17 protein-coding genes are annotated in these 14,047 nt (G+C 52.6%); 6 read left to right on the top strand and 11 right to left on the bottom strand.

Translation table 11 applies throughout. The features are described from left to right. Window positions 1-9 precede the first annotated feature (9 nt). Genes F4Y39_15425 through F4Y39_15405 form a run of 5 tightly spaced genes read right to left on the bottom strand, consistent with a single transcriptional unit; the run spans window position 10 to window position 4,585 of the window. On the bottom strand, window positions 10-771 hold the full coding sequence (locus F4Y39_15425; protein ID MYC15111.1) for a hypothetical protein: 762 nt from the start codon (window positions 769-771) through the stop codon (window positions 10-12). A gap of 20 nt (window positions 772-791) precedes the next feature. Beyond that, window positions 792-1,652: a phytanoyl-CoA dioxygenase family protein gene (locus tag F4Y39_15420; protein ID MYC15110.1), complete on the bottom strand. Its 861-nt coding sequence runs from the start codon at window positions 1,650-1,652 to the stop codon at window positions 792-794. A gap of 46 nt (window positions 1,653-1,698) precedes the next feature. Beyond that, window positions 1,699-2,601, bottom strand: a complete 903-nt coding sequence (locus tag F4Y39_15415) for an NAD(P)-dependent oxidoreductase (GenBank protein MYC15109.1) — start codon at window positions 2,599-2,601, stop codon at window positions 1,699-1,701. 23 nt (window positions 2,602-2,624) lie between these two features. Continuing rightward, a complete protein-coding gene (locus F4Y39_15410) occupies window positions 2,625-3,098 on the bottom strand; it encodes a cupin domain-containing protein (GenBank protein MYC15108.1) in 474 nt (157 codons plus the stop codon). Window positions 3,099-3,118: 20 nt separating this feature from the next. Then, window positions 3,119-4,585: a sulfatase-like hydrolase/transferase gene (locus tag F4Y39_15405; protein ID MYC15107.1), complete on the bottom strand. Its 1,467-nt coding sequence runs from the start codon at window positions 4,583-4,585 to the stop codon at window positions 3,119-3,121. A gap of 60 nt (window positions 4,586-4,645) precedes the next feature. Here F4Y39_15405 and F4Y39_15400 point away from each other — a divergent pair, with 60 nt between their 5' ends. Next, window positions 4,646-4,909, top strand: coding sequence for a hypothetical protein (locus F4Y39_15400; protein MYC15106.1), 264 nt, complete (start codon window positions 4,646-4,648; stop codon window positions 4,907-4,909). Beyond that, window positions 4,878-5,243, top strand: a complete 366-nt coding sequence (locus tag F4Y39_15395; protein ID MYC15105.1) for a helix-turn-helix transcriptional regulator — start codon at window positions 4,878-4,880, stop codon at window positions 5,241-5,243. Before F4Y39_15400 ends, F4Y39_15395 begins: the two co-directional genes overlap by 32 nt. Window positions 5,244-5,264: 21 nt before the next feature. On the opposite strand, the gene F4Y39_15390 is transcribed toward F4Y39_15395, so the two are convergent. Beyond that, window positions 5,265-6,026 (bottom strand): phytanoyl-CoA dioxygenase family protein, encoded by a 762-nt coding sequence (locus F4Y39_15390; GenBank protein MYC15104.1) that lies wholly within the window; start codon window positions 6,024-6,026, stop codon window positions 5,265-5,267. Between the two features lie 61 nt (window positions 6,027-6,087). Between F4Y39_15390 and F4Y39_15385 the strand changes: the two genes are divergently transcribed. Further along, on the top strand, window positions 6,088-6,342 hold the full coding sequence (locus tag F4Y39_15385; protein ID MYC15103.1) for a type II toxin-antitoxin system HicA family toxin: 255 nt from the start codon (window positions 6,088-6,090) through the stop codon (window positions 6,340-6,342). Then, window positions 6,339-6,674: a type II toxin-antitoxin system HicB family antitoxin gene (locus tag F4Y39_15380; GenBank protein ID MYC15102.1), complete on the top strand. Its 336-nt coding sequence runs from the start codon at window positions 6,339-6,341 to the stop codon at window positions 6,672-6,674. The genes F4Y39_15385 and F4Y39_15380 overlap by 4 nt, the downstream gene beginning before the upstream one ends. A gap of 2 nt (window positions 6,675-6,676) precedes the next feature. Here the strand turns inward: F4Y39_15380 and F4Y39_15375 are convergent, their stop codons facing one another. From F4Y39_15375 to F4Y39_15355, 5 genes are all read right to left on the bottom strand, one after another. After that, window positions 6,677-7,531, bottom strand: a complete 855-nt coding sequence (locus F4Y39_15375; protein ID MYC15101.1) for a phytanoyl-CoA dioxygenase family protein — start codon at window positions 7,529-7,531, stop codon at window positions 6,677-6,679. An 82-nt stretch (window positions 7,532-7,613) separates the two neighbouring features. Continuing rightward, the gene (locus F4Y39_15370; protein MYC15100.1) at window positions 7,614-8,507 is read right to left on the bottom strand and encodes a hypothetical protein; all 894 of its coding nucleotides are present in this window, start codon (window positions 8,505-8,507) and stop codon (window positions 7,614-7,616) included. A gap of 11 nt (window positions 8,508-8,518) precedes the next feature. Further along, entirely contained in the window at window positions 8,519-9,439 is a 921-nt protein-coding gene (locus F4Y39_15365) for an alpha/beta hydrolase (protein ID MYC15099.1), read from the bottom strand. Window positions 9,440-9,454: 15 nt separating this feature from the next. After that, entirely contained in the window at window positions 9,455-10,291 is an 837-nt protein-coding gene (locus F4Y39_15360; GenBank protein MYC15098.1) for a phytanoyl-CoA dioxygenase family protein, read from the bottom strand. Window positions 10,292-10,402: 111 nt separating this feature from the next. Beyond that, entirely contained in the window at window positions 10,403-11,242 is an 840-nt protein-coding gene (locus F4Y39_15355; GenBank protein ID MYC15097.1) for a phytanoyl-CoA dioxygenase family protein, read from the bottom strand. On the opposite strand from F4Y39_15355, the gene F4Y39_15350 reads away from it, so the two are divergent. Both F4Y39_15350 and F4Y39_15345 read left to right on the top strand, forming a co-directional pair. Next, window positions 11,168-12,490 carry a sulfatase-like hydrolase/transferase gene (locus F4Y39_15350; protein ID MYC15096.1) on the top strand — a complete coding sequence of 441 codons (1,323 nt, stop codon included), beginning with the start codon at window positions 11,168-11,170 and terminating at the stop codon, window positions 12,488-12,490. The two genes, F4Y39_15355 and F4Y39_15350, sit on opposite strands and share 75 nt — an antisense overlap. A 20-nt stretch (window positions 12,491-12,510) precedes the next feature. Then, window positions 12,511-14,004 carry a sulfatase-like hydrolase/transferase gene (locus tag F4Y39_15345; GenBank protein ID MYC15095.1) on the top strand — a complete coding sequence of 498 codons (1,494 nt, stop codon included), beginning with the start codon at window positions 12,511-12,513 and terminating at the stop codon, window positions 14,002-14,004. Window positions 14,005-14,047: the final 43 nt, after the last annotated feature.

Genomic DNA, 14,047 nt, shown 5'->3' with positions numbered 1-14,047 from the left:
ACATGCTCCTCACGGTGACCACAGACCCCAATCTTCCGTCTTCTTCCAGCGGGTCTGACATTCCTGGCAAGAGCAAAAATACCGCATCATCCAGCGCGGACGCCCACCCACATTTGCCGTGCCATTGTGTCCAAATAAATACGTAAAAAACAACACATCCCCGCGTTTTGGCGTCAACTCAATCGGATCGCCCAACTCCAGCCCGGGAATATCCCGGTTCAGATGAAACAGATATTTGTACTTTTCTCGATCCGACTCTGCAAGCGCGAGAATCTTGCGATGCGATCCCGGAAAAACCGCCGTCCCACCCCCCTTGTGTTTCACATCGCTCAAAAACACCAGACTCGCAATGCGATAAGGACCGGGAAACGTCTCGTGCATGTGTTCCCTGGGAATGCCATCAACGTGCGCCCTGGGCAAAGACCACTCCCCATTGACCGGAACTTTATTCTGCGTGTGAACCGCTTCAGGTGGATGCACGTCATCTTCGCCGACCAACTCAGCCGTCGCCTTCAAATAGTGCGGCGTTACACAGGCCATCAAATCCCGATCTCGAAGACCGTTAAATACAGACAATCCCCGCGCAACCTGAAAACCAGCAACACCTTCGGGTTCTCGATGCCAGGTCTCTGGATCATCTGGCACCATACCCATAATCCGCCACATCGCCGCTTCTGCTCGTTCTGCCACATCCTCTGGAATCAAACCCGACGCCAGAAGATACCCATCTCTTTCGTATTGCGCGCGTTGCGCCTCCGTCAAAACACCCATGGGATTCCTCCATTAGCCATTCAATTCCACGACGTCAAACCCAACAACTTCTTCCCCAATTCCGTCAACTTCGCTGGCTCCTGCGTCTTGTGTTCCCAATCCCTCGGATCACCCGGCCAGCGGGGCGTGGGCCTGCACGCTCGCCATGCCTGAATGCGCTCTTCCCGCTCTGCCTCTCCCCGACCCTCTGCTGGCGACATCGTAATATACTGCGCCAGACGGGGCCTATCCGAGCGATTGTGCCCATTGCCGTGTGCCAGCAACCGATGCCAGATCAAAAGATCGCCCGCCCTGCCCGGAATCGACTTCACTTCCAGATCATCCAGATTGGGCCGCCTGGGATCGCGATCCTCTGGCTGCGTCTTGACCCACTCCTCAAAAATATTATTAAACCCAGGCACACACTGAAACCCGCCCTGATCCTCCGAAGTATCCGTCAAATACAACACCCCCTGCACCCCAAAAGGCACTTTGGGCACAGACGTATCCGTATCCCAGTGAATCATGCCCTCATTTTGCCAATCGGGTTTATCCGCCCGCGAAGGCGGCTTCATATTCGCGCGATCCAGGGACACCCACAACTTCTCCGTACCCCAAATTTCGGAAAACGCCTGATGCAAGCGGGGATACTGCCGGTTATCCCACAACGCCTGATGCTGGTAAATCTCCACCATCCCCGATGCCGCAATCATCGAACACGGATTCCCGCGCGTATAGGGTTTGTACTTGTACCAATCCTCCGGATTATCGCGATCCATCTCCAAAAATGTCCAGACCGTATCCACCATCGCATCCAAATTTTCCTGCGGCACCGCATTGTGTACCACCACATACCCATTCTCCCGCCAAAAATCCCAATCCTTCTCGCTCAAAACTGGCATCTTTGTTCTCCTTTTCTTTGAAGTACTCCCCGCACCTTCACCCTTCTCACTTCACCCTTCTCACTTCAGCCCCCGCAGTCTTCTCCGCCACCTTAATCGACGCTGTCTGATCTTCATCGCCCAACCCCATCCCCATCGCTATAGTCTGAATCTGATACGCAGCTGCGCCCATCAAATTTGTCGCCCCCAGTGAAGCGGCCATCTGTGCAGCCAACCCGAGATCCTTATGCGACAATCTCAGCTTAAAATAGGGATCAAAATTTCGCACCAGGGCGCGGCGCTTAAAACTCCCCTGCAAATGCGACGAATTTGCAGCCGTATTCGACATCACATTCCACAACACACCCACATCCAATCCCGCGGCAGCACCCATCGCAAAAGCCTCACCCAACAGCGTAGCAACCGAACACGACACCAGATTATTGACCAGCTTAGTCGTCACACCCATGCCCAACTCACCACAATAAAACTGCTCATCGCCCAGAGTATCCAGCACATCTTGCACGGACGCCACCACATCGGCATCGCCGCCAATCATCAGCGTCAATCCACCCCGTGCCGCATCTGCCGGCCCCTTGCCCACGGGCACATCCAGCATATACCCGCCCTTTTCCGCTATAATCCTGCCAACCTTGCGCGTCGTATCCGGGTCAATCGAACTCATATCAATATAAACCTGCCCCTCCGACAACCCGGAAACAATACCATCCGGTCCCAAAGCGACTTGCTCAACAGCCTGTGGCGTCGGCAGCGAAGAAATAACAACCTCCGACTGCTCGGCAACCGCCCGGGGCGTATTCACCCCCGTTGCCCCCTTCTCCTGCAAAACCTGAACCGCTTCATCGCGCAAATCGTGAACCGCAACATCATAGCCACTCGCAACCAAATGACTCGCCATCCCACCACCCATCATCCCAAGCCCCACATATCCCAATTTTCGTTTCACCATCTCACCTCTTCAAATGCTAAATGTTAATCATCTCTCGGAGCCGGATGGATCGGATCCACCCAATACACCTTCTCAGGCTCTTCAACAACTGGAATATCCAGATTCACAACCACAGGCTCCTGATCGCTGCGCACCAGCACGCACTCCAGAGACTCATCCACACTGGCATTGATCTCCTGGTGCGGCACATAAGGCGGCACATAAATAAAATCACCCGGACCCGCTTCTGCCATATACTCCAACTGATCGCCCCACCGCATACGCGCCCTCCCGCTCACCACATAAATCACACTCTCCAGCGCCCCGTGGTGGTGCGCGCCAGTCTTTGCATTCGGATGAATCTCAACCGTCCCCGCCCACAGCTTCTCAGCACCTGCACTCGCGCGATTAATCGCCGCCGCCCGGGTCATCCCCGGTGTCTGTGGCGTATTAAAATCCAACTGATCGCCCGTCACTACCCGCACCCCCTGATTTCGCCAATCCTTATTTTCTGACATAACACCTCCATCCAGAGCGCCTATCCAATCGCCTCACGCTCGCGCCAGCGATACATCCGCAAAGCCGGATCACTGGTCTCCACCATCCACTGCTGCAACCGCGCCTTCAATCGCGCCAGATCATCGGCATAATCGGGATCATCAATCACATTATTCATCTCATGGGGATCGTTCTTCAGATCGTACAACTCGTCCTGCCCCGTCAAATTACACCCGTATTTCAAATCCCCCATACGCAGCATCTTCATCGACGTAGCCACATTGCCCAAACCCAAAAACTCCGTCACCACAGCATCGCGCCAGTCCGTCGCCTCACCGCGAACAAGCGGCAAAAGCGACGCACCGTGAATCGCATCCCCATCGTAATCTCCACCAGCTAGATCCAAAATCGTGGGATACATATCCGCCAGCGAAGCAAACTCTGAAATGCGCGCTCCCGCATGCGAACCATCCGGCAGCCGGATAATCATCGGAACATGATGCGTCTCTTCAAAATGATGCCACCCTTTATCCAGCAACCCCCCGTGACTGCCCAGCGTCTCGCCGTGATCCGCCGTAAAAATCAGCACCGTATTGTCCAATTCCCCACTCGCCTTCAAATAATCGTACAACCGACCAATCTGACTGTCAATCATCGACACCCGCGCATAATAATAGCGCACCGCCATCGCCCAATCTTCCCACGTCAAATTCTCCTTATCCCAGTGAATCTTCAAATGATGCGGACCGGGAATCTCCCGCGAGGGCCACTCGTAATTTCCCCACGGCGGAATCTCCACATCCCGATACCAATCCACAAACTCTCCCGTCGCGTGATACGGCCCGTGCGGTCCCCAAAAATTCAAACTGATAAAATACGGCAAATCGCGCTCCCGAAACGACCTGCTCATCTCAATCACATTATCCACCAGATACGCTGGCACCGTCGCCTCAGTTGGTACAGTCAACTCACCCACCCCATTGCGGACCATCGTAGTCGCCTCAGCCCAGGGCTTCACGCCCGGCTCATAACCCTTAGCCCGCGCCCATGCCCGATAATCCGAATAACTTGAACCAGCCCCGCCGTGCCCGGCAAAATCCTGCCCTTCATATCCGATACGCGAAGGTGAAGATGGCCTATTCGACCCCTGAAATGTCTGCGTCTTCTCAGAGCCGAGATGCCACTTTCCCGTATATCCCGTCCCATACCCCACCGCTTGCAAACGCCGCGACAACAGTTCGGGCCGATCCTCCAACTCGTGAACACTACACCCCACCTCGTGGATATTTGACGTAATGCCATGGGTATGCGGATACACACCCGTTTGCAGCGTCCCCCGAGCCGGACTACACACCGGATAAACCGTATAAGCATTCTCAAACAAGATGCCCTCTGCTGCGAGGCGATCGATATTCGGCGTACGACAAGGCGTCTCGCCATAAGCTCCCACGCCCGACAGCCGATGCTGGTCAGTCAAAATAAAAATAATATTAGGAGAATCTATCATAAAATTGCTCCAGGATTGGTTGCCACTTGACTTGTAACCATTAAATAGTTACAATTTAATATGTATAACGTCATCATCAAGAGAAAATTGCTCAGAAATATTCGAAAAATGCCTGAGCAAATTCAAAAAAAGATGGCCAATCTCGTTGAAGATTTGCGTGACAAGGGGCCCATCAGAAACGATTGGCCCAACTATGGCAAACTCGGTGCAGAAAGATATCATTGTCATATTGCCTATCATTGGGTTGCGTGCTGGTATTGGGAAAAGGATACAATAACAATTGAGGTATATTATGCAGGCAGTCGTGAAAACGCCCCGTATTGAAATCAATATCAAAGGCGAAATACCAGATCGACTTCTTTCAATTTTGGAAGAAGAATTTGGGAATGACGTTCAGATTTCCGATGACGACAATGACACCGTCGATATTTTTGAAACCAACTGGTATCGAGATATAAAGTCTAAAATCATCCCTGGTGACAACCTTAGAATCTATCGCCAAAATCACAATATGACTCAGGCCGAATTGGGCCGAAAATTGGGCAATATACCCCGTCAGCATATTTCCAACATGGAACGGGGCCTACGCACAATCAGTCTGAAAAATGCGCGCAAATTAGCCGTCATCTTTGACGTATCTCCCGAGAAATTCATCTGAACTTTGTATCCAATGTACCCACTACATCCCCTCCCAATACTCCCACATATCGTCCGGCGTCTCAAACTGCAACTCATTCCAATTCTTCCACTTAAACCGCGTAAACAACCCCATGCGGATATTGCGACTGCAATTCTTACTCGCGCTGTGAACCATCAAACCGTGCCAGAAAATCACCGTACCTGCAGGACCTGTGATCTCCATCGGATCGGGCAAATCAATAATCGTCCCCATGTGAATCTGGGTGGCTGGCTCGCTGTGATCTAAAAACTGGCGATTCACACTCAGCAAAGAATGCGACATAAAATAATCCGCCATCTTTGCATGTGTACCGGGCCACACGCAAAATCCACCCGAGCGAGGCTTGATATCACAGAGATAAACGGTTGCGGCAATCGTAAAACCAGCCACCGTCAAATCCTTTTGCCCGTAGCCATCCACATGTCCGCCCGAAGGCGTTGGCCACTTATCCATACCCGTGGGATAGCGAAACAACGGCGTCGGCTCAGCCCACTCGGTCAGCCGCCCTTTGCCCGCCATCTCTTCGGCCATATCAAACACACCGTAATCGTACACAATAGACCGATGCAAAGCCGGAGTCTTGCTCTCGGGCTTTTTCGGCTCCGCATTCACCCACGTCTGAGGATCGCAGCGGTCTGCCCAAACACCGTGCCAGAGGCCATCCACAGCGCGTTCTAATAATGCCCTGGGCAAAACATCCCGCTTAACAAGATACCCATTGTCTTTAAAAAATTGTTTCTCATCACGGGTGAGCAATCCCATGAAACACTCCCTCTATACAAAACACTTGCCAATGATATCATATTATGATATCATAAAAACAATGAACAGACGACACCAGAACACCTTAAACGACATCTTCAGAACGCCCGTCCCCTCCACATTGGAATGGAGACGTATCGAATCCCTTTTCAAAGCACTTGGAGCCAGAACTATTGAAGGCAGAGGTTCGCGCGTGAGATTTGAACTGAATCAAATTGTCGCTACTTTTCATCGCCCTCATCCCCAGAAAGAGGCAAAGCCGTATCAAGTGCGTGATGCCAAACATTTTTTACAACAAGCGGGAATAGCACCATGAACACAATGACACATAAAGGATATGCTGCTCGTATTGAATACAGCGACGAAGACCGTTGCTTTATTGGTCACATAGCGGGCATCAACGACATCGTGGGTTTTCACGGCGATTCGGTTGCACAACTGCGTACTGCATTTGAAGAAGCAGTGGAAGATTATCTCGAAACCTGTGAAAAATTAAATCGCTCTCCACAAAAGCCCTATTCTGGCAATCTAATGTTGCGCCTTCCCCCAGAAGTTCACGCAGCAATTGCCACAGCTGCCGAAGTCAGTGGCAAAAGCATCAATCAATGGACAACCGATACACTCGCTGATATCCTGCAGACATACTAACACTAAGCCGCCACGGCTTTCTCACCCAAATGCTCCTCAATCCACGTCTTCAAAGGCACATCTTCGGGTTTGGGCGACGTATATCCAAAACCACCCGAAGGACTCGCTCCCAACAACTGCCTGCGGATAGGATCACTACGCTCTATAAAGTGATCCACCGTCATATTATCGCGGGGCCGCAACCAGCGATAGCTATAGCCGTAAAACAGCGTACGCCTGGGCGAATTCCAATAATTGGTACTGCTCGAATGCCAGATACGCCGATCAAAAAAAACCGCACTACCTTTCGGCACACACACCTGCATACCGCCCTCGGGCATTTCTGAGCGACTCTCGCCCGGAAACACATTGCCCAGATGCGAACCGGGAACCACAACAAAATTTCCGCGACCAGGCTCTGATGCATCCGTCAAAAAGAACGCCACCTTCAGCGAAATCCTCGGACGCGGATTCGTCTCAATATCGAGATTGAGGCGCCCGCTATCCTGGTGAAACCCAAGCCCCGGTCCATCTTTCTCAAGCGACTTTCCAGGACCAACAGGAGGCGTCACAATCATGTGGGAATGGTAAAGCTGAATATTCCAATTCAGCAACCCCCATACCTTTGGAAAAGTCTTATACCAATCGAGCAATTCCAAAAACAAATCATCCTGCCCAATAAAATCCAGCATATTCGACCGCTGATCTGGCCCCATGCCCTCTCGCTCTCGATACGCGCCATCCACCCGATCTACAACCGGCACCAACTCATCCACCAGATCCTCTGGCAACACGCTCTCAAGAATAAAAAACCCATCGCGTTCAAACTTCAACCGCTCCTCTTCGGTCACGCAATAATCCAGACATCTCGCGTCCATAACAATCCTCTTTTCAAAACTCCGTGTGAGTGGAAAACCCTCTCCCGATTCCATCACCAGAATACTACACCTGCGCATCAACTCATACAACCTCCTTTTCAAGCTCTGCCAAACGCGCCTTCTGCTCCACCAGCATGCGCTCTCGTTCGCGGCGGAACTCCGTATAATACCGCTCTCGCTTGCCCGTAATGCGGTAATCCAATCGCTCGACACCCAGCGCCCTCAACACCACTCTCTCCACCAGTGAAAAATCATCGGGATCCTCGCGATTGAAATTCATAGGCTCTTTAAACGCAACCGGAGGATTCGTAATAAACCGCGGACGCCCCGAAGGATTTGGCGCAGCAGAATGCAACATATACGGATGAATCAGATACACATCGCCTGCATTACCCGTCGCCTCGACAAACTCCTCACATCCCTCAATCATCTTCCCAAACGAACCCGTCGGTTCCAGACCCTCGGGATGATCGTACAAAAACCGCGCAACTTTTGGAATCGAATCCGGCGCGAGATACGTACCGCCGCTATTGGGCAACACATCATCCCAAACCACCACCGTCAACAGACCCTGCTCTGGACTATCCAGAAAATGCCGAAAAAAATTGCCATCCTTGTGCCATCCCCCATGCTTTGCCGACGGAACATAGGGATCATCGGCATCTTTGTGAAAATTAATAATAAACCCATCCCCCCACGAAGGCTCACCCTCAATGCGCTCTGCCCCGCCCATCACATCGCATATCCCATCCCATGCTTTTGGCGCGAGATCGGCAACTGCCCGCCGATTCATCGACGGCATGTGAATGCGATCTTCGACCCAGGTCGTGGGATCATCCCTGTCATACCCCAAACGCAGATATGCCAGATCGAGCCAATCCTGAATCTCCGCCTTCTCAAAACACCCCTCTAACTTCACATACCCCTTCTCCACAAAATGCGCTACCTGCGCGTCTGTCAATACCTTGAACGCCACATCAACCTCCTTTACTCAACCTTCAAATGCTTAAAAAAGAACGCCAACATCGCCTGATTCGCATTCCCCGGCGGTGGCGATCCCATCTTCGGCAAATACATCTCCACCTCCACACCTGCTTCATCGCACCGCTCTTTGATCGCAATTGAATGTTTGGGATGATGAACATAATGACCGCGATTTTGGGGCACCCCACCCCTTTGACTACAAAACAAAAACACAGGTGGATCGTCTTTAGTAATCAACCCGCGCATATCCACATCCGCCCGAATCTGTTTGCCCTTTTCGGTCTCAGCTTCATCAAACGTAGCCAGGCCGTAAAACGAGACATCCCTGGAATAAAAATTCTCAGCAGGCAAACCGAGCACAGATTCCCATTGAAATATATCATAGGAAAACTGACCATTGCGAGACCCCGCCGCCACAATGCGCGAAGACTGGCGAAGCACGGGATCTTCACTATCGGGATCGGCCAGATCATCGTGAAAAGCCAGCCACATCGAAGTCCCCGCACCGGCAGAGCCACCATAAGAAGCGATGCGTTTGGGATCGACGTGCCACGCCTCGGCATTGTACCTGATAAACTGCACTGCCCGCGCCGCATCGCGCAAAATATCCTGTATGGGTGCAGTATTTTTAAACCTGTAGTTAATCGCCGCAAATGAAACGCCCTTTTCCAAACAAGTCTCAACAACCACACTGCCGCGAACACCCCTTTTATTACCACCGACAAACCCACCCCCGTGAATAAAAATCAAAACAGGTGCTGGTACATCCGACTCTGCCCTCCAAAAATCCAGCACATTGCGCTCATAAGGTCCATACGCCACATTCTCAAGCGTGGGCGGCGTCCCTTTTCTCTCAGCCTCCTGAGCATATACACCTGTTGCCCCGATTAAAATGAAGCATAAAATCCATCTCCCAACGCGCATTGCTTCCTCCTATTCCTAAACTTCAACCGTCCACGGAACCTGCTCGGGCGTCACCCCGTGCTCCTCTGCCCAATCGGTAAGCGGATACGTATTTGGCCTCGCGCTCAAGTTGGGATTATCGCTCAACTGCACATCCAGAAGTTGCTTCTCAATATCGCTCAAATCTGCGATCACGTCATCATCTAAATTCCCCAAATAAAAACCATTCCGAATCCAGCTATAACTATACCCAAAAATAACCACCCTGGACGTGCGATGGCTCAAATTCGGCGACTTGGTGTGAAAAATGCGATTCTCAAAAAACAGCGCATCCCCCGCCTTACACACCGGCTGTACCACCTCGGGCGGATCCACTTCACCTCTCGGAATACCCAGCGGTTCATTGAGCACATGACTCCTCCTCGCAAACCGCGTAATCCCCGAATCCGGTCCCGGAAAATCCGTCAAACAATAACACACCTTAATCCCAACACGCGGCTGATACGCATGCCCGATCTCCTGCGTAATCCCAATATCCCGATGCCAGGAACGCATCGGCTCCGTCGTCTCGGCATCCTCTGGATCCTTGTAAATAATCGCCGTATTCTGCAAATGAATATCTGGACTCAAAAGCTGAATCACCAGAGGCACCGTCCCCGAATGGGCAATCAAAGAACGAAATACAGGCTCCTCCACTATCCCATCTCGAAACTGCTTATACGCCCTTCCCCTATCATCATAAAACGCCATCATCGCATCACACGCATCCGTCAACCGCGCGATTTCCTCAGCCCCCAGAACATCCTCCACCACCAGATACCCTTCCGCATCAAAAAACTCCCGCTGCTCATCGCTCAACTTTACAAAATCCATAATAATATTCTCCTTCACACTTCCCCAACTACCCAACCCCCACTGGATTGCGGCTTACACCCTGCCGCAATGACGGTCTTCCTTTCCACTTCATACTTCACACTTCATCCTTCACACTTCCCAATATTCCCACATATCATCCGGCGTCTCAAACTGCAACAGATCCCAATTTTTTGTACTCATGCGACTCACCAGAGCCATCCGTATCTGATCGCTGCAATTCGACGTACCGCTGTGAACCATATACCCGTGCCAGATACACGCAGTACCCGCCTGCCCGACCAGCTCAACAGGTTCATTCAGATCGAAAATGCGGCCCATATCGCGCTCGACAATGCCGCCGGGATGATGCATATTGAGACCCAGCAGGGAATGCGACTTGAAAAATTCAGCAACAGCCTTATGACTACCGGGCCACAGTGTAAAACCTCCGCCACGCGGCGCCACATCACTCAGATAAACCGTCACACCAATCGTAAACCCCACGGTTGCCTGCTCGCTCTTATTATAACCATCCAGATGTGGTAACTTGATCGCCCACTCATCGCTGCCACTGGGATACACCAGAATGGTCGAAGGATCTGCATCATCGCTCAAATCGCCAGCCAGTTCCCTGCACATCGCAAACAAATCCGTTTCGTAAAGCGTTGCGCGAATCGCGGGATGATCCCAACAATCTGGACTCCGCGGACCTGCATCCACCCAGGTCTGTGGATCATAGCGATCTGCTTCAATATAATGCCAAAGCGTATCGACCGCCCCTTGAATTTGACCCTCACTCAACATATTGTATCGAATGAGATAGCCATTTTCTTGAAAAAAAGCTTTATCTTTAGCTGTTAAAAGTGACATACCAACCCCTTCCGGAGATTCATAATGACCAGACAACCCAACATCCTCTTTTCCATGTGCGACGACCAGCGACACGACTGCATGGGATGTGCGGGACATCCCTTCATCGACACACCTGCTATGGACCGCCTCGCCCGTGAAGGCATCCGCTTTGCCAATGGCTTTACCGCCATACCCCTATGCGCGCCCAGCCGAGCCAGCCATCTTTCCGGTGTTTATCCTCACACCCACCGGGCAGCACACAATCGCGCACCGATTCGCCCCGACCTCGTAACATGGCCCGAGCAATTACAAAAAGCCGGATATCGCACGGGCTTCTTTGGAAAAATACACTACGGAACCGAAGGCATTGACCTGCCCGGCGGCGACCCCAAACCCGGCTTTGAGCGCTGGGTCAGCTTTCGCGGCCAGGGAGACTACGAAGACCCGATCTTTATCATCGACGGTGAAGAAGTCAAACATCAGGGATATAACACCGACCTCCTCGCCGACTACGTCGAACAATTTCTCGACCAAAACGACGACCGCCCCTGGGCAATCTGCCTGTGGTACAAAGCCCCTCACGGACCCTTCACCCCACCGCCGCGTCATGCCAATGCCTATTCCGATGACGAACTACCCAAACCCAATGCCCTGGGCGCATCTCGCGATGGCAAAGCCAGAACCCTTCGCGAACGCCCGTATAATTACGGAGACAACGAACGCTACGACACCTTTATGCGCAACTACGTGCGCACCGTGCGCGGCGTAGATGATGCCCTGGGCCGGGTACTCGACAAAATTGACGCCATTGGACAAACCAACAACACACTCGTCGTACACACCAGCGACCACGGCTACTTCCACGGCGAATTTGGCCTCGGCGACAAACGCTGGATGTATGACCCATCCATCCGCGTACCCTATCTCATGCGCTATCCCGACCTCATCGCCAACCCCGGTCGCGTAGAACAAACCGACGTAATCAGCCTCGACATCCCGGCAACCATCATGGACGTATCCGGTCTCGGCGTACCCGACCACTACCACGGCCACTCCCTGCGGCCACTTCTGACCAACACAGGCGAAATACCTCGACAAGACCTCTTCTTCGAATACTTCGAAGACCCGCCCTATCCGTATTTCCCAACAATGGTCTGCTTGAGAACCCAAACCGAAAAACTCATCCACTACATCCGCGAAGGCGAAGGCGACGAATATTACGACCTCGTCAACGACCCCGACGAATACACCAACGCCATCGCCGACCCCTCTTATGCCCATCGCGTAGCCGACATGCAAAAACGGCTTTCAGACGCCCAAGAACGCTTCGAATTCACCGTTCCAGACCTCTCGGGCCAGTACTAACTTCCATTAAAGGAACACACATGACCGAACGCCCCAACCTCTTACTCATCACAACAGACACCCAGCGCTGGGACACCCTCAACTGCATGGGCAGTTCGTTTGCCCATTCACCACACGCAGATCGCCTCGCAGCCGAAGGCGTCATGTTCGCACAGGGACACACGCCCTCACCCGTATGCAACCCCTCGCGCAGCAGCCTCATCACCGGTCTGCACACCCCCATACACGGCGTATGGGAAAACGGCATGACCCGCCTCACCCACTTCCCAACCCTACCCGACCTCCTCAAAGAACAGGGCTACACCAACATCATGGTCGGCAAACAACACTTTGGACAAACCCCAGACACCTTCGACATCATCATCGGTCAGGACGACTACAGAGAATACATCCCAAAACACGGATTCACACCCCAGGACTGCCACAAACAGCCCACACCCGTACCCGAAGAACACTTTCTCGACACCTTTTTCGCCAAACAAACCATCGAACAAATCGACCAGGTCGTCAAGCGCGATTCGGGTCCCTTCTTTGCCTTCTGCTCATTACCCGCGCCGCATCCACCCGAATGTCCACCGGGCGACTGGCTCACCTTTTACGACAACTGCGACAACCTGCCCGACCTCAATTACACCCACCGCGAAGAACAAAACCAGCCCACACACACCAAACGCCTGCTCGGCATCAAACCCGAAAACGAATGCCATCCGGGTGAAGACCCAAACACCATCAAATACTGGCGAGAAGCCATTGGCCGCATCTACGACCCGCAATACCGCGACACCATCATGGAACTCCGCAAAACCTATTATGCGTATGCCGCGTATTGCGACGCCCTCCTCGGTCGCATCCTGGACTACCTCGACCAGAATAACCTCCGAGAAAACACCCTGATCATCTTCACATCCGATCACGGGCAGCAATTCTTCGACCACGGCTTTAACGACAAACACAACTTCTACGATGAATCCTGGCGCGTCCCCTTTATCATGAGCATGCCCGGCACCCTCCCGCAAGGAGAAACGCGAGACTTCGCCATCTGGAACGACATCACCACAACCCTCCTCGCGGCTGCCGGCACCGAATGCCCCTCCATGCAGGGATTCGACCTCTTCACCCCACTCGCCAGAGGCGAACAATCCCCCCGCCGCTGCGCCGTTGCCACCCTCTACAAATCCTGCGCCGTCGCCACCAAACGCTGGAAACTCGCCTACTTCTTTGAAGAAGACGAAGGCCGTCTATTTGACCGCATCAACGACCCCCAGGAACAAAACGACCTCTACCACCAACCGGACCATCGAGAAATCCGCAACGAACTGCGCCACGCCCTCTTATCCTGGCGCGGCGACATCGCCGACCTCAAAACCGTCCTGGAAGGCACAACAAAAAGCAGGGGACCAAACGCCCGGGGATACACCACCGTAGCCCCTCGCATAGCCCCACACACCCATCAAATGCGCGGCACCGATGCCGAACAGCGCCTCAATGAAAAATGTGAACGGATAGACGAATAGACGAATAGACGAATAGACGAATAGACGAATAGACGAATAGACG

The organism is Gemmatimonadota bacterium, assembly GCA_009838845.1.
In the GTDB taxonomy this organism is placed as follows: Bacteria; Latescibacterota; UBA2968; order UBA2968; family UBA2968; genus VXRD01.
The sequence above is the reverse complement of the archived record's forward strand: the minus strand, read 5'-3'. Positions and strand labels throughout refer to the sequence as shown.

Coding starts and splice junctions, on each gene's coding strand:
- F4Y39_15425 (MYC15111.1), bottom strand. CDS start 771: ATGGGTGTTTTGACGGAGGCGCAACGCGCGCAATACGAAAGAGATGGG.
- F4Y39_15420 (MYC15110.1), bottom strand. CDS start 1,652: ATGCCAGTTTTGAGCGAGAAGGATTGGGATTTTTGGCGGGAGAATGGG.
- F4Y39_15415 (MYC15109.1), bottom strand. CDS start 2,601: ATGGTGAAACGAAAATTGGGATATGTGGGGCTTGGGATGATGGGTGGT.
- F4Y39_15410 (MYC15108.1), bottom strand. CDS start 3,098: ATGTCAGAAAATAAGGATTGGCGAAATCAGGGGGTGCGGGTAGTGACG.
- F4Y39_15405 (MYC15107.1), bottom strand. CDS start 4,585: ATGATAGATTCTCCTAATATTATTTTTATTTTGACTGACCAGCATCGG.
- F4Y39_15400 (MYC15106.1), top strand. CDS start 4,646: ATGTATAACGTCATCATCAAGAGAAAATTGCTCAGAAATATTCGAAAA.
- F4Y39_15395 (MYC15105.1), top strand. CDS start 4,878: ATGCAGGCAGTCGTGAAAACGCCCCGTATTGAAATCAATATCAAAGGC.
- F4Y39_15390 (MYC15104.1), bottom strand. CDS start 6,026: ATGGGATTGCTCACCCGTGATGAGAAACAATTTTTTAAAGACAATGGG.
- F4Y39_15385 (MYC15103.1), top strand. CDS start 6,088: ATGAACAGACGACACCAGAACACCTTAAACGACATCTTCAGAACGCCC.
- F4Y39_15380 (MYC15102.1), top strand. CDS start 6,339: ATGAACACAATGACACATAAAGGATATGCTGCTCGTATTGAATACAGC.
- F4Y39_15375 (MYC15101.1), bottom strand. CDS start 7,531: ATGGACGCGAGATGTCTGGATTATTGCGTGACCGAAGAGGAGCGGTTG.
- F4Y39_15365 (MYC15099.1), bottom strand. CDS start 9,439: ATGCGCGTTGGGAGATGGATTTTATGCTTCATTTTAATCGGGGCAACA.
- F4Y39_15360 (MYC15098.1), bottom strand. CDS start 10,291: ATGGATTTTGTAAAGTTGAGCGATGAGCAGCGGGAGTTTTTTGATGCG.
- F4Y39_15350 (MYC15096.1), top strand. CDS start 11,168: ATGACCAGACAACCCAACATCCTCTTTTCCATGTGCGACGACCAGCGA.
- F4Y39_15355 (MYC15097.1), bottom strand. CDS start 11,242: ATGTCCCGCACATCCCATGCAGTCGTGTCGCTGGTCGTCGCACATGGA.
- F4Y39_15345 (MYC15095.1), top strand. CDS start 12,511: ATGACCGAACGCCCCAACCTCTTACTCATCACAACAGACACCCAGCGC.